Annotated in this window: 18 protein-coding genes and 1 riboswitch; of the genes, 9 read left to right on the forward strand and 9 right to left on the reverse strand. The window is 73.6% G+C overall.

The features are described 5' to 3' along the window. Nucleotides 1–11: 11 nt before the first annotated feature. The 3 genes from ACLQ25_RS10015 to ACLQ25_RS10025 all read right to left on the reverse strand — a co-directional run bounded on the left by ACLQ25_RS10015 (nucleotide 12) and on the right by ACLQ25_RS10025 (nucleotide 3,883). The gene (locus ACLQ25_RS10015) at nucleotides 12–257 is read right to left on the reverse strand and encodes a hypothetical protein (RefSeq protein ID WP_425730622.1); all 246 of its coding nucleotides are present in this window, start codon (nucleotides 255–257) and stop codon (nucleotides 12–14) included. A gap of 77 nt (nucleotides 258–334) precedes the next feature. Further along, nucleotides 335–1,270: a GNAT family N-acetyltransferase gene (locus ACLQ25_RS10020; protein ID WP_425730623.1), complete on the reverse strand. Its 936-nt coding sequence runs from the start codon at nucleotides 1,268–1,270 to the stop codon at nucleotides 335–337. Nucleotides 1,271–1,309: 39 nt separating this feature from the next. Continuing rightward, nucleotides 1,310–3,883, reverse strand: coding sequence for a S8 family serine peptidase (locus tag ACLQ25_RS10025; RefSeq protein WP_425730624.1), 2,574 nt, complete (start codon nucleotides 3,881–3,883; stop codon nucleotides 1,310–1,312). Nucleotides 3,884–4,036: 153 nt separating this feature from the next. On the opposite strand from ACLQ25_RS10025, the gene ACLQ25_RS10030 reads away from it, so the two are divergent. After that, on the forward strand, nucleotides 4,037–5,866 hold the full coding sequence (locus ACLQ25_RS10030) for a glycerol-3-phosphate dehydrogenase/oxidase (protein WP_425730625.1): 1,830 nt from the start codon (nucleotides 4,037–4,039) through the stop codon (nucleotides 5,864–5,866). Nucleotides 5,867–5,955: 89 nt separating this feature from the next. Next, a complete protein-coding gene (locus tag ACLQ25_RS10035; RefSeq protein WP_425730626.1) occupies nucleotides 5,956–6,480 on the forward strand; it encodes a hypothetical protein in 525 nt (174 codons plus the stop codon). Between the two features lie 12 nt (nucleotides 6,481–6,492). Here the strand turns inward: ACLQ25_RS10035 and ACLQ25_RS10040 are convergent, their stop codons facing one another. After that, nucleotides 6,493–7,893: an FAD-binding oxidoreductase gene (locus ACLQ25_RS10040; RefSeq protein WP_425730627.1), complete on the reverse strand. Its 1,401-nt coding sequence runs from the start codon at nucleotides 7,891–7,893 to the stop codon at nucleotides 6,493–6,495. Nucleotides 7,894–7,949: 56 nt separating this feature from the next. Here ACLQ25_RS10040 and ACLQ25_RS10045 point away from each other — a divergent pair, with 56 nt between their 5' ends. Then, nucleotides 7,950–8,225, forward strand: coding sequence for a DUF4031 domain-containing protein (locus ACLQ25_RS10045; RefSeq protein ID WP_425730628.1), 276 nt, complete (start codon nucleotides 7,950–7,952; stop codon nucleotides 8,223–8,225). On the opposite strand, the gene ACLQ25_RS10050 is transcribed toward ACLQ25_RS10045, so the two are convergent. Further along, entirely contained in the window at nucleotides 8,203–8,853 is a 651-nt protein-coding gene (locus ACLQ25_RS10050; RefSeq protein WP_425730629.1) for an HD domain-containing protein, read from the reverse strand. The genes ACLQ25_RS10045 and ACLQ25_RS10050 overlap by 23 nt on opposite strands. A 77-nt stretch (nucleotides 8,854–8,930) precedes the next feature. On the opposite strand from ACLQ25_RS10050, the gene ACLQ25_RS10055 reads away from it, so the two are divergent. Further along, nucleotides 8,931–10,196 (forward strand): FUSC family protein, encoded by a 1,266-nt coding sequence (locus ACLQ25_RS10055; protein WP_425730630.1) that lies wholly within the window; start codon nucleotides 8,931–8,933, stop codon nucleotides 10,194–10,196. A gap of 9 nt (nucleotides 10,197–10,205) precedes the next feature. Here the strand turns inward: ACLQ25_RS10055 and ACLQ25_RS10060 are convergent, their stop codons facing one another. Next, complete coding sequence (locus ACLQ25_RS10060) at nucleotides 10,206–11,441, reverse strand: aminotransferase class V-fold PLP-dependent enzyme (protein WP_425730700.1); 1,236 nt, start codon at nucleotides 11,439–11,441, stop codon at nucleotides 10,206–10,208. 79 nt (nucleotides 11,442–11,520) lie between these two features. Continuing rightward, a riboswitch (SAM riboswitch) is annotated at nucleotides 11,521–11,641 on the reverse strand. A gap of 23 nt (nucleotides 11,642–11,664) precedes the next feature. On the opposite strand from ACLQ25_RS10060, the gene ACLQ25_RS10065 reads away from it, so the two are divergent. Further along, nucleotides 11,665–13,167, forward strand: a complete 1,503-nt coding sequence (locus tag ACLQ25_RS10065) for a PrsW family intramembrane metalloprotease (protein ID WP_425730631.1) — start codon at nucleotides 11,665–11,667, stop codon at nucleotides 13,165–13,167. Between the two features lie 36 nt (nucleotides 13,168–13,203). Here the strand turns inward: ACLQ25_RS10065 and ACLQ25_RS10070 are convergent, their stop codons facing one another. Together ACLQ25_RS10070 and ACLQ25_RS10075 are read right to left on the reverse strand one after the other, a co-directional pair. Then, entirely contained in the window at nucleotides 13,204–13,371 is a 168-nt protein-coding gene (locus ACLQ25_RS10070) for a hypothetical protein (protein ID WP_396799982.1), read from the reverse strand. Between the two features lie 81 nt (nucleotides 13,372–13,452). After that, nucleotides 13,453–13,791 carry a GroES family chaperonin gene (locus ACLQ25_RS10075; RefSeq protein ID WP_357128963.1) on the reverse strand — a complete coding sequence of 113 codons (339 nt, stop codon included), beginning with the start codon at nucleotides 13,789–13,791 and terminating at the stop codon, nucleotides 13,453–13,455. A gap of 158 nt (nucleotides 13,792–13,949) precedes the next feature. Between ACLQ25_RS10075 and ACLQ25_RS10080 the strand changes: the two genes are divergently transcribed. Further along, nucleotides 13,950–15,248, forward strand: a complete 1,299-nt coding sequence (locus ACLQ25_RS10080) for an AI-2E family transporter (protein ID WP_425730632.1) — start codon at nucleotides 13,950–13,952, stop codon at nucleotides 15,246–15,248. A 7-nt stretch (nucleotides 15,249–15,255) separates the two neighbouring features. Here ACLQ25_RS10080 and ACLQ25_RS10085 read toward each other — a convergent pair whose 3' ends face one another. Next, nucleotides 15,256–17,445, reverse strand: coding sequence for an ATP-dependent DNA helicase (locus ACLQ25_RS10085; protein WP_425730633.1), 2,190 nt, complete (start codon nucleotides 17,443–17,445; stop codon nucleotides 15,256–15,258). A 100-nt stretch (nucleotides 17,446–17,545) separates the two neighbouring features. Here ACLQ25_RS10085 and ACLQ25_RS10090 point away from each other — a divergent pair, with 100 nt between their 5' ends. The 3 genes from ACLQ25_RS10090 (at nucleotide 17,546) to ACLQ25_RS10100 (ending at nucleotide 19,824) form a co-directional block, all read left to right on the forward strand. Continuing rightward, on the forward strand, nucleotides 17,546–18,052 hold the full coding sequence (locus ACLQ25_RS10090) for a DUF402 domain-containing protein (protein WP_357128972.1): 507 nt from the start codon (nucleotides 17,546–17,548) through the stop codon (nucleotides 18,050–18,052). A gap of 67 nt (nucleotides 18,053–18,119) precedes the next feature. After that, nucleotides 18,120–19,070, forward strand: coding sequence for a PPK2 family polyphosphate kinase (locus tag ACLQ25_RS10095; RefSeq protein WP_425730634.1), 951 nt, complete (start codon nucleotides 18,120–18,122; stop codon nucleotides 19,068–19,070). A gap of 127 nt (nucleotides 19,071–19,197) precedes the next feature. Continuing rightward, nucleotides 19,198–19,824, forward strand: a complete 627-nt coding sequence (locus ACLQ25_RS10100; protein WP_007465788.1) for a DUF47 domain-containing protein — start codon at nucleotides 19,198–19,200, stop codon at nucleotides 19,822–19,824. The last annotated feature ends 1 nt before the right edge of the window (nucleotide 19,825 follow it).

Genomic DNA, 19,825 nt, shown 5'->3' on the forward strand with positions numbered 1-19,825 from the left:
CCCGTTCGTCGTCAGGTGGGCAGCGGGCGCTGGTTGCGGCGCTTCTGCGCCCGGTCGTACGGCGGCAGCGACCGGATCGGCGCGTCCACCATCTCCTGCGGTTCCTCGGTCGCCGGTCGGTCGTCGGTGCTCATCTCGGCGAGCTGTTCGGCGTCGCCATAGTCCAACCGGTCGAACGGCAGTTGGCCGGGCAGTTCGTCGGCCGGTTTCCAGGTGATCGGCGGGCCGTCCTCGGTCTGGTCGTCATCCGTGGTCATGGCTGCCTCCTCTACCGAAACGGTAGGGGGCGTCGATGCCCGACGCGGACGAATGAGTCAAATGTCCCATTTGACCGCTATTCCGCCCCAAGGTGTCGCCGGTACAGGAAGAAGACCCGCTCGATCCGCGCACCCGCGCTGCCCGAGTAGAACGGCACCGGCCCCACCCAGCCGATCTCCGCCCGGTCCAGTCCCGCCGCACGCTGGTCCCGCAGGCAGCGTCGCAGCAGCACCCCGCCGATGCCCGAGCCCTCGGCGGCCGGGGCCGTGCCCATCGGCCCGAACCAGCTCGGCCGGGACGATCCGTAGGCGGCGAAGCCCAGCACCTCGCCGGCCCGCTCCGCCAGGTGGCAGCCGGCCCCCTCGCGGCCCACCGATCCGGCCAGCTCACCGTCCCAGGCGCCGCCGAAGGTGGACCGGGCGAACGCGGTCAGCGCCGGCAGGTCCGCGGGCTCGGCCCGCCGTACCGTGACGCCCTGCCCGGCCAGCCGCCGCTCGGCGGCCTCCGTCGACCGCAGCGCCGGGGACTCGTCGTACGACAGGTCCGCCGTCATGTTCCAGGCGGTCCGGTCCTGCTGGTAGCCGAGCGCGAGGGCCGCGCACACCGCTGGCGTGTACCGCACGTCGATGCCCGGCCAGGCGTAGTACGGCGGGTTTCCGGCCAGCAGCACCTCGGTCACGCCGTGCTCGGCGAGCGCCCGCTCGGCCCGGGCGAGCAGCGCGCGGCCCACGCCCCGACGACGCTGCCCCGGCAGTACGGCGACCAGGTCCACGTGCCCGATGCCCGGCTCCGTCGGCGACACCGAGCAGAGCAGCACCCCCACCAGGTCGCCGGCCCGGTACGCCCCCAGCCCGATCACCGTCCGGTCGACGGCGGCCCGGGGCCAGAGGACGTCCACGACGGCGTCCGCCTCGGCGGCGTCCTCGGGCAGGTCGAGGGCCTGCGCGCAGAGCCGCGCCACGGTGGGCGCGAGATCGAGGGCCAGCTCGGTGACGGTGATCTCGGCGTCCATGGGTGCCGACCCTAGATCACCCGCTGGCCTCCGTCCTGCTCACCCCCGGGCGGCGCGGACGGCGGCGTACGCGTCGACCTGGCCGGCGCCGGTGACGTTCGCCGGGGTGCCGCAGGCGTCACTGGGATTTCGTGAGCGGTAGGTCGGCTTTGCCGGCGTGGCGGTGTCCCGCAGGATCTGCCGGGTCCGGGGCAGGTCGCCGATCAGCGCCGGGTTCGCCGACCACATGAGCGCGACCACTCCCGCCACCTGCGGGGTCGCCATCGACGTGCCGTCCAGCGCCGCGTACCCGCCGCCGGGCATGGCCGAGACGACCTGCACCCCGGGGGCCAGCACGTCCGGCTTGCCCGCGCCGCCCGGCACCGGCCCGCGCGAGGAGAACTGCGCGACGCGTCGTTGCGCGTCCACCGCGCCCACGGTCAGCACGTTCGCGTACGGCGCGGGTGCGTCGTCGATCGACGCGCACCACGGGCCGGTGTTCCCGGCAGCGACGACCACGAAGATCCCGGCCGCGTCCAGCGCCGTGGTGGCCGGCAGCAACGCGTCCCGGTCGCAGCCCTCGATCGAGGGGCAGCCCCACGAGTTGGTCAGCACCTGCGGGGCGCGCTCCGGCCGGCCGTCGGTGAACGGGTCACCCCCCGCGGGGAACGGCGCCAGCATGAACTGGAGGCAGTCCAGGTAGTGCCCCGGGCTGCCCAGGTTGCGGTCCAGGTCGACGCAGCCCACCCACTGCGCGTCCGGGGCCACGCCGATGCCGTTGCGCCCGACCGCGCTGCCCACCGTGTGGGTGCCGTGCCCGCCCTGGTCGTTCGGTGCCCGGGTGCCGTCCGACGGGTCGTACCAGGAGTCGTCACCACCCCGGAACCCGGGCCGCAGCGCCGGATGGCTGCCGTCCACGCCGGAATCGGAACTGCCGACCACGATCCCCGCGCCGGTCACCCCGAGTTGGGACCAGACCCGGTCCGCGCCGAGCTGACGGATGTTCCACTCCGGGCCGGTCGGTGCCGGCGCGGTGCCCCGGTTCTGCCCCGCCGGGGCGGGCAGTGGCCGCAGGCGCTGGCTGACCAGCACCCGGGCCACCTCGGGCCGAGGGGCGAGCCAGGCGCGCACGGCCGGACCACCATCCACCTCGACGGCGTTGACCAGGTAGTACGGCACCGGGTCGAGCCGTAGCCGCCCCGCCGTGCGGCGCAGGTCGGCCTGCGTACGGTCGGCGGTCGCCACGAGCCGTCGGTAGACCTCCGTTGCCCGGGCGTCCCGCCCGGCCTGTCCCGGGGCGCCGGCCGGGATGCCGCTCAGGTCGGCCTGCTCGCGCAGCACCACCAGCAGCCGCTCGCCGTACAGGCCGGGCTGACCGGGCCCGACGTCGACCACGCCCACCGTCACCAGCAGGACCGTCGCCGCCAGCGCGGCCACCCGGCGACTCGGGGTACGTGCCGCCGGGCGGGCCAGCAGCACCGCGTACCCGATGGCGAGGACGACCGCGACGGCGAGGCCGACGCCAGCGGCGGCCGCAACCCAGAACGGCACGTCGCGGGCGCCGACCAGCAGCAGGGTGATCTCTTCCGGGTCGGTGAACGCCAGCGGCCCGAGCGCGGCCAGACCCACCAGCCAGCCGGTCGCGGCCCGGCCGGCGCGGACCGGATCGGTCGTGTCGACGCTGGGACGCGGGGCCGGGACCGGTCTCCCGGCGGCCGGCCGCCAGGTCGCGGCCCAGAGCGCGGCGAGCACGAAACCGGTCGGTGGCAGCGTCAGCAGGGCGGGCAACTGCGCGCCGGACTGGCCCGTCCCGGCCGCGAGCAGCAGCAGCGCGACCCCGGCGACGAGGCCACCGACCAGCACCAGGCGGGCCGGTCGGGGTGGCCGGCCGACCGCGAACCGGGACCAGAAGGTGGCGTCCAGCAGCGTGGCGGCCAGCACGCCCAGCGAGGCGGCAGCCAGGACCGCGAGGACGGTCTCCAGCAGGCCCCCGAGCGCGCCCAGCCAGGCCCACGGCAGCAACAGCGCCAACCCGGCCGCGACCGCCAGCAGCGGCAGGGCACCCGGCCGGCGCGCGCCGCGCCCCGCCAGCTCCGCGTCACCGGCGGCGTCGGTCCGCGCAGCGTCGGTCGGGGTGGCGTCGGTCGCGGTGGGGTCGGTTCGTGCGGCGTCGCCGCCGTCGCCGAGTGCCGGGCCGTCGACCAGGCCAGCCGGTCCGGGGTACGTCCGCCGACGTCCCGACCACCTGACGGCGAGCGCGCCGAGCAGCGCCGTCGCGGCCAGCGCGGCGAGGTACGCCTCGTGGTGCACGGGCGGCACCACCCGCAGCAGGGTGAGCACACCGAGGGTTAGCGCACCGAGCAGCCACACCCGTCCGGTCGCCCGGACGGCGGCCGAGCGGGGCAGGACGGCCAGCAGCAGGGCGGGGGTGCCGATCAGCACGACGGCGGCCAGGCCGAGCACCGGCCAGAGCCAGACCACCCGGTCCCGTCCGAAGCCCAGCAGCACCTGATCGGTCAGCCAGCCACCGGTCTGGGTGGCCACCGTGACCGCGACGTTCCAGCAACCGACGAACACCGCCGCGACCACCGGCCACGGGGAGCTGCGGTCGCCGACTCCAGGATGCCCATGCATCCGAGAACCCTAAGGCCACCCGGAAAATCCTGGACACATTCCGGTGGCCGCCAACGGAAACTGTCCGGGATCTGCGGCCCGTCGAGGTGGAACGCGGGCGGGGCGGAGCTGGCGGCGCGTGTCGACCGGCTCGGACGCGGTTACGGTGGATGAGTGCGTGATCCCAATGTCTCCCGGTCCGTCGCCGGGCAGCTCTCGCCGATCCGTCGTGCGACAGACCTGCGCCGACTCCGCGCCGAACGCTTCGACGTCCTGGTCATCGGGGGTGGGGTGACCGGTGCCGGTGCCGCCCTGGACGCGGCGTCCCGGGGCCTGAAGGTGGCCCTGGTCGAGGCGCGCGACCTCGCGTCGGGCACGTCGAGCCGATCGAGCAAGCTGATCCACGGCGGGCTGCGTTACCTGGAGCAGTTGGAGTTCCACCTGGTCCACGAGGCGCTGACCGAGCGCGGTCTGCTGGCGACCCGGCTCGCGCCGCACCTGGTCCGTCCGGTGCCGTTCCTCGTGCCGCTGCCCGCCGGCCGAGGTCTGCGGGACCTGCCCGCGCGCGTCTTCCGCCGTTCGTACTACGGCGCGGGCGTGGCCGCGTACGACGCCTTCGCCGGTCTCTTCGGTGGCGGCCGGGGCATGCCACTGCACCGGCACCTCACCCGGGAGGGCGCTCGGCGGATCTTCCCGAGCCTGCGTGCCGACGCCCTGGCCGGCGCGATCCGCTACTACGACGGCCAGGTCGACGACGCCCGGTTGGTCGTCACCCTGGCCCGCACCGCCGCCAGCCTCGGCGCCACGGTGGTGAGCAGCGCCAGTGCCGTCGGGTTGATCCGCCAGGCGCGGGAGGTCACCGGCGTCCGGGTCCGCGACCTGGAGGCCCCGCCCGGCTCACCGGACGCGGAGTTCGAGGTGCGGGCCCGCACCGTCATCGCGGCCACCGGCGTGTGGAGCGACGACATGTCCCGGATGCTCAACGACGTGGGCCTGCGGCCCGGCATCCGGGTGCGTGCCTCGAAGGGGGTGCACCTGGTGGTGCCCCGCTCGGCGATCACCGGGGAGACGGGGCTCATCCTGCGTACGGCGACGTCGGTGCTCTTCGTCATCCCGTGGGGCGGGCACTGGATCATCGGTACGACGGACACTGACTGGCGGCTGGACCGCTCCCACCCGGCCGCTTCGGCACGCGACATCGACTACCTGTTGCAGCAGGTCAACACCGTCTTGGACCGGCCGCTGACCACCGCCGACATCGAGGGCGTCTACGCCGGGCTGCGCCCGCTGCTGGCCGGGGAGGCCGACTCCACCTCGAAGCTGTCCCGGGAACACGCGGTGTTCGAGCCGATGCTCGGGCTGCTGCTGGTGGCCGGTGGCAAGTACACGACGTACCGGGTGATGGCGTCCGACGTGGTCGACCGGGCCGTACGCCGGTTGGGGGGTGGCCGGGCGTCGCGGACGGCCGACCTGCCGCTGCTGGGCGCGGACGGGTACGCGGCGCTGTGGCGGGACCGGGCCGACCTGGCCCGGCGGCACGGCGTTCCGGTGGGTGTGGTGGAGCACCTGCTGGAGCGGTACGGCAACCTCACCCTCGACCTGCTGGCGCTTGTCGACGCCGAGCCGCTGCTCGCGTCGCCGCTGGCCGGCGCTCCGGAGTACCTGGCGGCCGAGGTCGCCTACGCGGCGCGGGCCGAGGGGGCGCTGCACCTGGAGGACGTGCTGACACGACGTACCCGGATCTCGTTCGAGACCAGTCACCGTGGCCTGGAGTCGGCGGAGCACGCGGCCGAGTTGATGGGCTCGGTGCTGGGGTGGGACGCGGCCACCCGGGCGGCCGAGGTCGAGCACTACCGCGCGCGGGTCGAGGCGGAGCGCCAGTCCCAGCTCATGCCGGACGACGCCGGGGCGGACGCCGCCCGACTCGGCGTGCCGGACGCCCGCGGGTACGCCGCGGACCGGGGTGGCGACGACCAGGCGGAGCTGCGACCGACGGCGAGATGACCGGAATGTAACGTTACCGAAGGGTAACTATCGTTAGCTGCCCGGATGGTGGTTTCGAACGCTACCTACGGTGGGGTAGGTTCCCGCGCGTGCTGTACCGCGCGCGCCCTCTTCTGCTCGCCCCCATTCTCGCCGTGGTGCTCGTCGGTGCCCTGGCCGGGTGCTCGCTGCTCGGCCGCGACGACGCCGAGACGCCGGCCGCCCCTCCGCCGGCCGGCCAATCGACCCCCGAGGTCCCCACGACGGTCGCCCAGGGGCAGGTCAGTCTGCTCCAACGCCTCGGAGCGGACGCTCCGCTGCGCACGCTGAGCGTCGAGCGGGACGGCTCCTGGCAGTGCCTCGACTGCGCCGGTGACGGGGTCACCTCCCGGGGCCGGCTGGCGCCGGAGCAGACCGAGCGGCTTCAGGTGCTGCTCGCCGACCCCCGGCTCGCCGAGGAGACCGACCAGGCCCGGCGGTACCGGACCACCTGCATCGACGCGCTGACGTCGAGCCTGCTCACCTCGTCCGGGCTGATCTCCTCGCAGGACTGCCCGGGTGAGGAGCGCCCGCCGGTGGCCGGCGAGATCCTGTTGCTGCTCACCCAGGCCACGCCCGCCGAGGTCAAGGGCTGAGCGCCAGCCCCGTCAGAGCACCTTGCCGGGGTTGAGCAGACCAGCCGGGTCCAGCGCCGACTTGATCGCCTGGTGCACCCGGACGCCGACCGGGCCGATCTCCCGCGCCAACCACTCCCGCTTGAGCAGGCCCACGCCGTGCTCACCGGTGCAGGTGCCGCCCAGGTCCAGGCCGAGGCGCATGATCTCGTCGAACGCCCGCCGACCCCGCTCCACGCTCTCCGGGTCGGCCCGGTCGACGACGATGTTCGGATGCATGTTGCCGTCCCCGGCGTGCCCCACCACGCCGATCGGCACCTCGCACTCCGCCGCGATCCGGGCCACCCCGTCGAGCAGCGCGGCGAGCGCACCGCGCGGCACCGCCACGTCGTCGATCACCAGGCCGCCGCTGCCCCCGGGGTGGGTGTCGGCGGCGAACTTCTCCATCGCCGGATGGGCCAGCCGGCGGGCCTGCAACAACGCCGCCGCCTCCACGGCGTCGGTGGCCGCGTAGACCTCCTCGGCGCCCGCCGCCTCGCACACCTGCGCCAGGGCGGCCAGGTCGTCGCCCGCCCGACCGCCGGTGTCGGCGGCGGCCAGCAGCAGGGCCTGCGCGTCGGTCCGCAGACCCATCGGCCGGTACGCCTCGATCGCCCGCAGGTGGGTCTGGTCCAGCAACTCCAGCAGGCTGGGTGTGAGGCCCCGCGCGGCGATCTGGGCCACCGCCGTGCCCGCCGCCGCGGTGGATCCGAAGACCGCCACCAGGGTCAACGAGTCGGCCGGGGCGGGCCGTAGCGCCACGGTCACCTCGGTGATCACGCCGAGGGTGCCCTCCGAGCCGACGAAGAGCCGCGTCAGGTCGTAGCCCGCCACCCCCTTGGCGGTACGCCGGCCGGTGCGCAGCACCTCACCGGAGGCGAGCACCACCTCCAGGCCCAGCACGTACTCGGTGGTCACGCCGTACTTCACGCAGCACATGCCGCCCGCGTTGGTGGCCACGTTGCCGCCGATCGTGGACGACTCCCAGGAGCCGGGGTCCGGCGGGTACCAGAGACCCTGCTTCGCGACCGCCCCCGCCAGCGCGGCGTTGACGACGCCCGGCTGGACGACCGCGATGCGGCTCACCGGGTCGATTTCCCGGATCTCGTCCATCGCGACGGTGCTGAGCACCACCGAGCCGTCCACGGCGTTCGCCGCGCCGGCCAGCCCGGTCCGCGCGCCCTGCGGCACGACCGGTACGCCGTGGCGGGCCGCCGCCCGGACCACCGCGACCACCTGCTCGGTGGTCCGGGGACGGGTCACCACGAGGGGTACGCCGGCGGCGCAGAGGTCGGCCTCGTCGCGCTGGTGCCCGCGCAGCAGGTCCGGGTCGGTGAGCACGGCGCTCTCGCCCAGGGCGGCGCGCAGGTCGTCGAGGAGTCCGGTGGGGGCCATGCCGCCGAGGCTAGGCCGTGTGCCAGCGGTCATCAACGCGGGTTAGCTTTGGCGACATGCTCTACCTGGACCGGCCTGCCTGGCCGCGGCGCGGTCGGCTCTGGTCGCACCTGATCAGCGATGTCTCCTACGCCGAGTTGCACGCCTTCGCGGAGGCGTTGGGCGCACCGCGGCGCGGTTTCGACCGGGACCACTACGACATTCCGGCCGATCGGTTCGCGGCGGCGGTGTGGCTCGGTGCCCGGGTGGTGCCGAGCCGGGAACTGGTCCGGCTGCTGCGCGACGCCGGGCTGCGCCGCCCGAAGCACCTCAGCGGTTCGCCGGCCGGGTGAGAGTTGCCAGCTCACGACGGAGATTGTCGCGGGCCGAAGCCTCCCACCGTTGCGCCAGCGGCGGCAGCCGGAACAGCGCGGGCAGTTCCAGCAGCCCGGTGAGGACGCTGGCCCGACCGCTGCGGAAGGCCGGGTCGGGCACGTGCGCGTACTCCCGTCGGATGGCCGCCGCGTAGCGGTCGTAGACGGCCGGCGGGCCGGCCAGCACGGCGAGGTCGGCGTCGCAGAGCAGCGCGCCGTCGAAGTCGTCCGCCGTCACCCGGTGCGCGGCGGTGAGCAGCACCAGGCGGCGGACCTCGGTCACCGCGGGTTCGGGCACCCCGAGCCCGGTGAGCAGGCTCGCGGCCAGTTCCGCGCTGTCCCGTTCGTTGGCGTCACCGGCGGCCCGGGGGTCGTAGACCGCGTCGTGGCACCAGGCTGCCAACCGGACCAGGTCGGGCCGTTCGGCCAGCCCGGCATGGCGGTCCACCACATCGAGTACGGCGGCCAGGTGCGTGACGGTGTGGTAGTGCCGGTGCGGCTCCCGCCAGCGGGCGAGCAGCCGCTCACCAGCCAGAGTCGCGTGCTCGTCGGTTTCCGCACCGGCGGCGCGGACCGCCGCCCGCCACCGTTCCAGCAGATCGGCCACCGTGCGAGTCTGCCGCATTCGTCCGCACCGCGCGCCTGCGGGAGGATTCAGCGGGTCTGCCACGGGTAGTCGCGCCCATGGCGGCGGCCCGGGACAAGAGATCTCCGATCTTGCGGCGTGCGCCGCTGCGCGACGGACTGGTGGACGTCGACGGAGCGCGTATCGCCGAGGCCACCGAGCAACTCAAGCACCGCAGCCGGGCCACCCTGCACGACCGGCTCCACCGGGTACGGATGGCCGGTGGGCTCGCCGTCCAGGCCGGATTGGCGGCCGGCCTGGCGTACCTCGTCTCGCACAAGGTGCTCGGCAACCCGCAGCCGGTCTTCGCGCCGATCTCCGCGGTCGGCACGCTGGCCGCGTCGGTGGGCCAGCGGTTCCGCCGGACCGTGGAGCTGATCGTCGGGGTGGGCGTCGGGGTGTTCGTCGGTGACCTGCTGATCTACTTCCTCGGCACCGGCGCGTGGCAGCTCGGTCTGGTGGTCACCGTGGCGATCCTGCTCACCATCTTCGCCGGGGCGAGCGTGGCCATCGTCATCCAGGCGGCGGCCACGGCGGTGCTGATCGTGACGCTGAGCCCGTCCACCCAGAATCTGGAGATCCCCCGCTTCGTCGACGCGTTCCTCGGCGGCGGGGTCGCGTTGCTGGTGACGGCGGTGCTGCTGCCGCTGAATCCGCTCCGGGTGATCAACCGGGCCGCCCGGCCGGCGCTGGACCTGCTCGCGGCGCAGCTCGACGCCACCGCCGACGGCCTGCGCTCCCGGGACGGCGCCACCATCCAGCGGGCGCTGGAACGGCTGCGCAACAACAAGGACGAGCTGGCCACCCTGAGCGAGGCGATCGAGGGCGCCAAGGAGACCGCCACCCTGTCGCCGGCCCGCTGGCACCGCCGCGACGAACTCGTCCACTACGCGGAGGCGGCCGACCCGATCGACCGGGCGATGCGCAACTCCGGCACCCTGATCCGCCGGTCCGTCACCCTGATCGAGGACGACGAGCCGGTCCCCGACCCCATGTCGGACGCGATCGGCCACCTCGCCGAGTCGGTCCGGCTGCTCAAACACGAGTTCGCGGCGGGGGAGGAGCCGCAGAAGGCGCGGGAGCGGTCGCTGCGGGCCGTCAGCGAGGCCGGCCGGGCGTACGGGGATGGGGTCGGCTTCTCCGGCAGTGTCGTGATCGCCCAGATCCGTACCACGGCCAGCGACCTGCTGGTGGCCTCCGGCATCGAGCAGGAGGAGGCGAACCGCTGCATCCGCACCTCCTTCGGGGACCAGGAGCGGCCGGTGGGTGAACCCGCCGAGCCGGGCGACGCGCCGAAGCCACCCACCGCCCCGCCGGTCGGCTGAGAACGCGCCTCAGGCCAGCTCGGCGAGCGCCGCGAGCAGCCGGTCCACCTGGGCGGCGGTGCTGCCCAGACCGATGCTGGCACGCAGCGCGGTCGGTGGCAGATCCCTCCGGCCGGTACGCGCGGCAGCCTCGTCGAGCAGCCGCCGGGCCAGCGGGTGGGCGCAGAACAACCCGTCCCGTACGCCGATGTGGTGCTCGGCCGCGAGCCGGGCGGCCACCGTGGCCGAGTCCTGGCCGGCGACCACGAACGACACGATGCCGACCCGCGGCGCGTCCGGGCCGAAGGTCCGCAACTCCACGACGTGCGGCAGGGCCGCGAGGCCGGCGCGCAGCCGGGCCAGCAACGCCTGCTCGCGGGCGGCGAGCGCGACCCGGTCGGCGTCGGTCAACGCCGCGCACACCGCCGCCAGCGCCACCGCGCCGAGCAGGTTGGGGGTGCCGCCCTCGTGCCGGGCCGGGCCGGTCGCCCAGGTCACGTCGTGGGTGGCCGGCCCGACGTGGCTGGTGGCCCCTCCACCGGCCAGGTACGGCGGGGCCGCGTCCAGCCAGTCCGCCCGGCCGACGAGCACACCCGCGCCGAACGGGGCGTACAGCTTGTGGCCGGAGACGGCCAGGTAGTCCACGTCGAGCGTGCGCCTGTCCACCGGCGCGTGCGGGGCCAGCTGCGCCGCGTCGAGGACGATCCGGGCGCCGTGCCGGTGGGCCACCCGGGCCAGTTCGGCGACCGGCCACAGCTCACCGGTCACGTTGCTCGCGCCGGTCACCGCGACCAGCACCGGCAGCGCGGGGTTGCTGTCGCGGCGCAGTTCAGTCAGCGCGGCGGCGAGATCGCGTACCGCCCCGGCCGGGTTGGCGGGCACCGGCAGGCGTACCGAGCCGCGCGGCCAGGGCAGCAGGTTCGCGTGGTGCTCACCGGCGAAGGTGACCACCGTCGTGCCGGCCGGCAACGACCGGGCCAGCAGGTTGAGCGCGTCCGTGGTGTTGCGGGTGAAGACCACGTGGTCGTCCGCGCCCGCGCCGAGGAAGTCGCCGACCGTCTGCCGGGCCCGCTCGTAGGCCAGCGTGCAGCGCCGCGACAGCGCTCCCGCGCCCCGGTGCACGCTGGCGTACCAGGGCAGCAGTTCGGTGACCGCGTCGGCCGCGGCCCGCGCGCACGGCGCGGTGGCCGCGTAGTCGAGATTGATCTCGCCGGGTACGCCGAGCACGTCGAGCGCCGCCGACGGCGGGGACGCGAGAGCGGGCAGGCTGGGCAGCGAGGGTACGAGAGTGACGGACACGCCGGAACCTCCGGGGTCAGGGACCCCGGGTGTGGCATCGGGACGGGGTCCGCGCTTGCCCAGCACGCCGATCGGGCTGGGCCCGGTCATCACCCGGGGCACCCCACCGCGAACTCGACGAGGGTTGCCGGCCAGCAAGCCGGGGCTTGACGCTGGCGCTCGTGACCTGCCGGCAGCATAGCGGCTGTGGATGCGACCGGACCAGCCGGCGGGGGATGGCTACGCTGACCGCATGGCCGACACCCCGCCCGGTGCACCCCTGCCGTCGCCGCCGCACCCGCCCGCGGTCCCGCCCGCCGGCACGTCACCCGGGATGCCGCCGCGCCGCTTCGGCTGGCTGCGGTTCCTGGTGCTGGCCGGTGTGGTGCTGCTCATCGCGGCGTGCGCGGTCTTCATGGTCGTCCGTCTCGGTCAGTCGCTGGGCCTCGACGCGCTGCTCATCGGGGTGGGTGCCGCCATCCTGCCGGTGCCGGTGCTGGTCGCCTGCTTCCTCTGGCTCGACCGCTACGAACCGGAACCCCTGAAATACCTGGTCTTCTGCTTCGCCTGGGGGGCGTTCGTCTCCACCGCCGCCTCGCTGAACGTGAACGAGTTCGCCGCCGGACGATTCGCCGACTGGGGGCTGCCGGACGCGCTGACCGGCGTACTGGTGGCGCCGTTCATCGAGGAGTTGACCAAGGCGCTCGGCCCGATCCTGCTGCTGCTGTTCCGGCGTCGGGAGTGGTCCGGGATCACCGACGGCCTGGTCTACTGCGGGCTCTCCGCGGTCGGCTTCGCCATGGTGGAGAACATCCTCTACCTGGGCGGGTACGGCTACGCGGCCGGCGCCGACCGGTACGGCCCGGCGACCGGCACCCAACAGGTGATCGCCATCTTCATCGTGCGGATCCTCCTGTTCGGGTTCGCCCATCCCCTCTTCACCTCGATGACAGGCGTGGGGCTCGGCGTGGCCTCCCGGAGCGCCGACCGGCGGGTCCGGGTGCTGGCCCCGATCGCCGGCCTGCTGCTCGCGATGATGCTGCACGGCACGTGGAATCTGCTGCCGACGCTCACCCAGGCCACCGGCGAGGCCGTGATCATGCTGTACGGCTTCCTGGGCCTGATGGTGCCGGTGTTCTTCGGCGTGGTCGGGCTGGCCGTGTGGCTGCGCGCCTACGAAGGGCGGCTCACCGAGCGGACGCTGCCGGACTACGTACGCGCCGGCTGGTTGAGCCCGCCCGAGGTGGCCGCCCTGAGCAGCCTGGGTCGCCGGCACGCCGCCCGGAGCTGGGCACGCCGCGTCGGCGGCGACGCCGGTGCGCGGGCCATGCGCGGATACCAGCTCGCCGCGACCCGGCTGGCCCTGCTGCGGGACGGGACGCTGCGCGGTCTGGACCGTAAGCCAGCCGACCGCGAACGGACCGCCGTCGAGGAGCGGCAGCTCCTGGAGAGGATCACCGCGTACCGGTCGTACTTCGTGGGCCGGGACCCGCAGGCCCCGGCCGGTGTCTGGGACGGTAGCCAGTACCACCTGCGCTTCCCGGACGGCACCCAGCGATCGGTGTCCGCGCCCGACGAACCGGTGGTGCCCATTCCGGTGGTGCTCGCTCCGCCGCCCCCGGTCAGCGGCTATCCGCCGCCCCCGGTCGGCTACCCGCCGGCCGGCTGGCACGGGCTGCGAGCCGCCGCACCGTGGCCGCCCGGTAACGCCTGAGCGCGGCCGGGCGGTCTCGCGGCGCGGCCGGCGGGGTCAGGTCATCAGGGTGGTGAGGAAGTCGCCGAGCCCCTGGGCCATGGCCATCAACGCCGCCCCGATCCCCTTGAACAACTGCGCCGCGCCGTCCGGCCGGAACGCCATGAAGTAGATCAGGAACGCGACGCTGCCCCAGGTCAGCAGTTTCTTCACGAATACCGGCATCGTCCCTCCCCAGGGCAACGGTCGCCGGCTGGCTTCCCGTCGTACGGTCCGACAAACAGTGCGGTCGGGCCCGGGGTGCGGCTACAGGTAGAGGCCGGTGGGGTCGTTCTCGATCCGCTCGGCGGCCACGGCGTGCACGTCGCGCTCGCGCAGCAGCACGTACCCGCGGCCGTGCAGCTCGACCTCGGAGCGGTCGTCGGGGTCGAAGAGCACCCGGTCGCCGGAGACGATGGCGCGGACGTTCGGCCCCACACCCACGGCGGTGGCCCACGCGAGGCGCTTGCCGACCGCTGCGGTCGCCGGGATGACGATGCCAGCGGTGGAGCGACGCTCGCCCTCGCTGCCCTCCATCCGCACCAGCACGCGGTCGTGCAGCAGGCGGATCGGCAGGCCGGAGTCGAGATCCTGGTCGGCGGTCACGGGGCAGACGCTACCGTGTCGCAGGTGACCGGCCGCCGGTGGTTACGCCCATGGTCGTGCGGGCATTGTGTGGCGGAACTGCCCTACGGTGTCGGGAACGGACGTATGCTGTCCGACCTGTCGCCGTGGGCGGACGATTCTTCTGCCAGGAGGTGCGCTTGAGCCGCTTCGAGCAGGTACGCGGGCGGCTGCGCCGCGCCTACCGGTCAGAAAAGGAGTCGGTACGCGCCGCCCAGGAGACCCCGAGCGACGCGCCGGAGTCGCCCGGCGTCGCCTCGCCGGCCGTCCCCGGGCCCGCTGCCCCGGCGAAGGCCACGGTCGTCGGCGCGGAGCCTCCGGCGGACCTGCACAGCTCGACGTCCAGCCGGGACGACGCCGACGTGCCGCACGGCCTGCGGATCGCCGCCGCCTGGTGCTGGCGGCTGATCGTGATCGGTGTGGTGGCCTGGGCGCTGCTCCGGATCGTCGGCACGGTCCGGATCGTGATCATCCCGTTGGCCATCGCGTTGCTGCTCTCGGCGCTGCTCGCGCCGGCCGTGGGTTGGCTGTTGCGGGCCCGGCTGCCCCGTTCGCTGGCGACGGCAGTGGTGCTGGTCGGCGGCCTTGCGGCGGTCATCGGCACCTTGACCCTGGTGGTCAACGAGTTCATCCGGGGCGTTCCGGAGCTGAGCGAGAAGTCGTCACAGGGCGTCCGGCAGATCCAGAACTGGCTCAAGACGGGCCCGTTGCACCTGTCCGACACCCAGCTCGACCGCTACATCGACGAGGCGCAGGGCTGGATCAACGACAACACCTCGAAGTTCACCAGCGGCGCGCTGAGCACCGCGGCGACGCTGGCGGAGGTGCTCACCGGCACGCTGTTGGTGCTGTTCGCGACGTTCTTCTTCCTGCGCGACGGCAACAAGATCTGGCGTTTCGTCGTACGGCTGCTGCCGGTGGCCGCCCGCTGGAAGGTCGACGACGCGGGCCGGGCCGCCTGGCAGACGCTCGTCGCGTACGTCCGCGCGACCGTGCTGGTCGCCTTCATCGACGCCGTCGGCATCGGCATCTTCCTGGTCATCTTCGACGTGCCGTTCGCCTTCCCGCTGGCCGCCCTGGTGTTCCTCGGGGCGTTCATCCCGATCGTCGGTGCGGCGCTCTCCGGCGGTGTCGCCGTGCTGGTGGCACTCGTCGACAGCGGCCCGGTCACCGCGCTGATCATCCTGGGCGCCGTGATCGGCGTGCAGCAGGTGGAGGGGCACATTCTCCAGCCCCTCATCATGGGCCGGGCGGTGGCCATCCACCCGCTCGCGGTGATCATCGGGATCGCGGCCGGCGTGGTGCTCGCGGGCATCACCGGCGCGCTGGTCTCCGTCCCACTGATCGCGGTGCTGAACACCGCGGTACGCCGCCTCGCCGCCCGGACGGTCCCCGACACCCCGCCCGACGCCGTGGTCGTCGCCTCACAGGCCCCCTGACCCGGGGTCAGGTGGTGGCTAGGCGCTTCAGGGCGCCTTGGGCCACCTCGGGGCGGGTCGTGTACCAGAACGGGGGCAGGGAGCGGCGTAGGAAGGGTCCGTAGCCTCGGGCCGTCTCCAGGCGCGAGTCGAGCACCGCGACGACCCCCTTGTCGCCGGTGGCCCGGATCAGCCGGCCCACGCCCTGCGCCAGCCGTACCGCGGCGATCGGCACGCTGACCGCGGCGAAGCCGGAGCCGCCGCCCGCGTCCACGGCGGCGGCGCGGGCCGCCGCGAGCGGTTCGTCGGGCCGGGGGAAGGGCAGCCGGTCAATGACCACGAGCTGACAGGCGTCGCCCGGCACGTCCACCCCCTGCCAGAGCGACATCACCCCGAAGAGGCAGCTCGACCTCTCCTCGCGGAACCGGCGAACCAGCAGCGGCAACGCCTCCTCGCCCTGCAACAACACCGGCAGGTCGGTCCGCGCGCGCAGCAGCTCCGCCGCCTGCGTCGCGGCCCGACGGGAGGAGAAGAGCCCGAGGGTACGACCACCGAGCGCCTCGACGAGCCCGAGCAGCTCCTCACCGGCCGCGTCGGGCAGCCCGGAAACGCTGGGCCGGGGCAGGTGCGCGGCGACGTACAGGATGCCCTGCCGTGCGTAGTCGAACGGCGAGCCCACGTCGAGCGAGCGCCACCCCGGTCCCTCGGTCGCCGGGACGGTGGTGGCGTCGGCCAGCCGGCGGCCCGGTGTCTCAGCGGCCGGGCGGCCCGCGCCGGTGCGGGCGGCCAGCGAGGCGGCGGCGGGCGATGCGGGGACCGGCGGCGCGTCCAGGCCGAGGGCGCGGGCCACCGTGTCGAACCGGCCGCCGAGCGCCAGGGTGGCCGAGGTGGCGACCACGGTGCGTTCGTCGTACAGGTGGGCGGCGAGGGTGCCGGCGACTGACAGCGGTGCGACCACCAGTGCCCGCCGGTTGCCACTGTCGTTCTTCTCCACCCAGGCCACGTCGTGGTCGGCCTCTTCGAGGAGCCGTTGGGCGGTGGTGGAGAGGTCGTCCATCGCGGCCTTGGCCTGCTGCTTGCGCACCGGATCAGGGTCGTCGGACTTGATGTCGCCGATGGCGTCCAGGGCGGCGCGGGTGGCCGCGTCGAGCAGGGTGCAGGCCTCGCGCAGCGGCGTCGGCAGACCGGCGGTGAGGCGACCGGCCGGCGCCTCGGCCAGCCCGACGGCGAGGGCGTCACCGGCGGCGACGAGCGCGTCGGCCGTCTCCGGCCGGAGCAGCGTGCGGGCGCGTTTGGTGGACCGGTCGATCATCTCCGGCACCAGCTCGGCCTGGGCGGCGGAGGAGACACGGTCGGCCAGCTCGTGCGCCTCGTCGACGATCAGCAGCTTGTGCGGCGGGACGATGTGCCGGTCGGCCAGCATGTCCACCGCGAGGAGGCTGTGGTTGGTCACCACGATGTCGGCCTCGCGGGCGCGGGCCCGGGACGCCTCGGCGAAGCACTCCGCGCCGAACGGGCAGCGGGTCGCGCCGACGCACTCCCGCGACGGCATGGAGACCAGCCGCCACGCCTGGTCGTCGACGCCCGGGTCCAGCTCGTCGCGGTCGCCGGTGTCGGTCTTCTCGGCCCAGTCACGCAGGCGCTCGATCTGCTTGCCCAGCCGGCCGGCCTCGCCGAGCCACTTCGTGCCGCCGCTGGGACGGGCGGCCGGGGCGTCGAAGAGGGTGTCCTCCGGCTCGTCGGCGGTGGAGTTGTCCAGTCGGGCCAGGCAGAGATAGTGGTGGCGACCCTTGAGCACCGCGAACGTGGGCCGGCGGCCGAGCAGCGGCTCGACCGCGTCGGCCAGTCGGGGAAGGTCGTGGTCGACGAGTTGGGACTGCAACGCCAGCGTGGCCGTGGAGACCACCACCGGGCCATCCACGGTGAGGGCCGGCGCGAGATAGGCCAGTGACTTGCCGGTGCCGGTGCCCGCCTGCACGAGCAGGTGCTCGCCGCTGGTCACGCAATCCTCGATGGCGGTGGTCATCTGCTGCTGACCGGGCCGCGCGGCGCCGCCGGGGACCGCGCCGACCGCCGCCGCGAGCAGCTCCGTGCCGCTGGGCCGGGCACCCCGCCGCCGGCCTGCGCCACGGGCCGAGGGGGTGGCGGAACCGGTGGCGGTGCGGGGCGGAGTCACCGTGCGACGGTACCCGTCGCCGCCGACACCGACCGCGCCCATCCGCCCGCGTGGCGCGTACCCGCCGTTGGCTCCGCCGGCCTGTGCCGTCCGGTTACGGCGGCACTACGACGTGTGGGCGCTATCGGTTAGGGTGCGAATCATGCCGAGCGACGTGGTCCGAGTGATCTACCGCAAGTACGACGGCAGCGCCCACCGCGACTACCCGGCCCGCCGCCTCGCCGAGGACGACCTCGGCGTCTGGCTCGGCGTCCCGTTCGGCACCGAGTCGGTCTACCACGGCCGGCCGTCGGTGGAGAAGATCCCCTTCGTCCTGCTGGTGCCGCACCACGCCTGGTGGACGTGCATGTTCAACCCTCCGCCGCGCACCAGCGAGGTCTACTGCGACATCGCCACTCCGGCCCGTTGGGAGTCCGACGACACCGTCCACCTGATCGATCTCGACCTGGATGTGGTCCGCCGGCGGGCCACGGGCGTGGTGGAGCTGCTGGACGAGGACGAGTTCGCCGAGCACCGGGCCCGCTTCGGCTACCCCGACGACGTGGTGGTCGAGGCCGAGGCGGCGGCCCGGTGGTTGTACGGCGCTCTCGGCGACGGCACCGAGCCGTTCGCCACCTCGTACCGCAAGTGGTTGGCCCTGGTGGTCTGATCGGCGCGGGTCGTCCGGCGTCGGGCCTCGCCCGGCGGATGGCGCGCGGGTGGGCGATGATCCTCAGATGAGCGAACCCCGGCAAGAGCAGGGCGGTCGGATCGTGACGCCGTGCGGTGGGTCTGTGCGGGACCTGTTGCGGGTCACGGCTCCGGTGGATCTCGCCGCGATCGATCCCCGGTCCACGCCCGGCCTGCCGGCCGCCGAGGAGATGGGCGAACGCCGCAAGACCTGGGCCCGGGCGCAGGTGGAGCTGATCGGCGAGGAGTTGGGCCGCCAGCAGGAAATGCTGTTCGCGATGGCGAAGGCCGGTTCGACGCGCCCCCCGCACCGGGTGCTGCTGGTGCTCCAGGCGATGGACTGCGGTGGCAAGGACGGCACGATCAAGCGGGTGGCGGGCGCGATGAACCCGCTGGGTCTGCACATCCGCTCGTTCGGGCCGCCGACCGAGGAGGAGTTGCAGCACGACTTCCTGTGGCGGATCCGCCGGGAGTTGCCGCCTGCCGGGTACGTGGGCATGTTCAACCGGTCGCACTACGAGGACGTGCTGATCGCCCGGGTCGGCGCGTTGGTGCCGGAGGCGATCTGGCGGGCCCGCTACGACGAGATCAACTCCTTCGAGCGGGAGTTGACCGAGGATGGCGTGACCGTGATCAAGGTGATGCTGCACATCTCGTACGCCGAGCAGGGCGAGCGGCTGCTGGAACGGCTCACGGACCCGCGTAAGCACTGGAAGTACAACCCGTCGGACGTCGACTCCCGGTCGCACTGGGACGACTACCAGGCCGCGTACGCCGAGGCCCTGAGCCGGTGTGGCACGGACGCCGCGCCGTGGTTCGTGGTGCCGGCGGACCGCAAGTGGTACCGGGACTGGGCGGTGGCCCATCTGCTGCGAGAGACGTTCGACACGCTTCGGCTGGGGTATCCGCCTGCCGATTTCGACGTGGCGCACGAGCGTGAGCGGTTGGCTGCTGGGGGAGCGGGGACGGCTGGGACGCCCGAGATGAACACTAGGTGAACGAGCGGTGAATGTGGTCCGACCAGGGGTGGGCCGGCGAATTCGCGGATCTGGCGTTTCCTAGCATTCACCGAGCGGACGCCCACGGACGCCGCCACCCTTCCACCGACGCGACGAGGTCTGTGCTGTGAAGTTTTCCTTCCGCCCCACCGAGGGCGCCTTCTACGAGCTCTTCACCAGGGCCGCGCAGAACCTGGTCCGGGGCACCGCGCTGCTGAACGAACTGGCCCTGCCCGGTGTCGACGTGCAGTCGGTCAGCGAGCGGCTGACCGAGGTCGAGCACGACAGCGACCAGATCACGCATGATCTCTACAAGAAGATCAACTCGACCTTCATCACGCCGTTCGACCGGGAGGACATCTACCGGCTCGGCTCGCTGCTCGACGACGTGATGGACCACCTGGAGGCGGTCGGCGACCTGCTCTACCTGTACGGGCTCACCGAGCTGCCGGCGCTGCCCCGCGAACTGCACGAGATGGTCAACGTGCTCGACCAGCAGGCCAAGCTGACGGCCGAGGCGATGCCCCGGTTGCAGTCGATGAAGGATCTTGAGGACTACTGGATCGAGTGCAACCGGCTGGAGAACGAGGGCGACCGGATCAACCGGCAGCTCCTCGTGCGGCTCTTCTCCGGCGAGTACGACGCGTTGACGGTGCTGAAGATGAAGGAGGTCGCCGACGAGTTGGAAGCCGCCTGCGACGCCTTCGAGCACGTGGCCAACACGGTCGAGACCATCGCGGTCAAGGAGTCCTGAA

Source organism: Micromonospora sp. DT44 (genome assembly GCF_049841635.1).
Classification (GTDB): Bacteria; Actinomycetota; Actinomycetes; order Mycobacteriales; family Micromonosporaceae; genus Micromonospora.

Bases quoted from the DNA above. Each gene is read 5' to 3' on its own strand.
- ACLQ25_RS10020 (WP_425730623.1), bottom strand. From the start codon at position 1,270: ATGGACGCCGAGATCACCGTCACCGAGCTGGCCCTCGATCTCGCGCCC.
- ACLQ25_RS10090 (WP_357128972.1), top strand. From the start codon at position 17,546: ATGCCGAGCGACGTGGTCCGAGTGATCTACCGCAAGTACGACGGCAGC.
- ACLQ25_RS10040 (WP_425730627.1), bottom strand. From the start codon at position 7,893: ATGGCCCCCACCGGACTCCTCGACGACCTGCGCGCCGCCCTGGGCGAG.
- ACLQ25_RS10025 (WP_425730624.1), bottom strand. From the start codon at position 3,883: ATGCATGGGCATCCTGGAGTCGGCGACCGCAGCTCCCCGTGGCCGGTG.
- ACLQ25_RS10095 (WP_425730634.1), top strand. From the start codon at position 18,120: ATGAGCGAACCCCGGCAAGAGCAGGGCGGTCGGATCGTGACGCCGTGC.
- ACLQ25_RS10065 (WP_425730631.1), top strand. From the start codon at position 11,665: ATGCGACCGGACCAGCCGGCGGGGGATGGCTACGCTGACCGCATGGCC.
- ACLQ25_RS10055 (WP_425730630.1), top strand. From the start codon at position 8,931: ATGGCGGCGGCCCGGGACAAGAGATCTCCGATCTTGCGGCGTGCGCCG.
- ACLQ25_RS10085 (WP_425730633.1), bottom strand. From the start codon at position 17,445: ATGGGCGCGGTCGGTGTCGGCGGCGACGGGTACCGTCGCACGGTGACT.
- ACLQ25_RS10070 (WP_396799982.1), bottom strand. From the start codon at position 13,371: ATGCCGGTATTCGTGAAGAAACTGCTGACCTGGGGCAGCGTCGCGTTC.
- ACLQ25_RS10015 (WP_425730622.1), bottom strand. From the start codon at position 257: ATGACCACGGATGACGACCAGACCGAGGACGGCCCGCCGATCACCTGG.
- ACLQ25_RS10045 (WP_425730628.1), top strand. From the start codon at position 7,950: ATGCTCTACCTGGACCGGCCTGCCTGGCCGCGGCGCGGTCGGCTCTGG.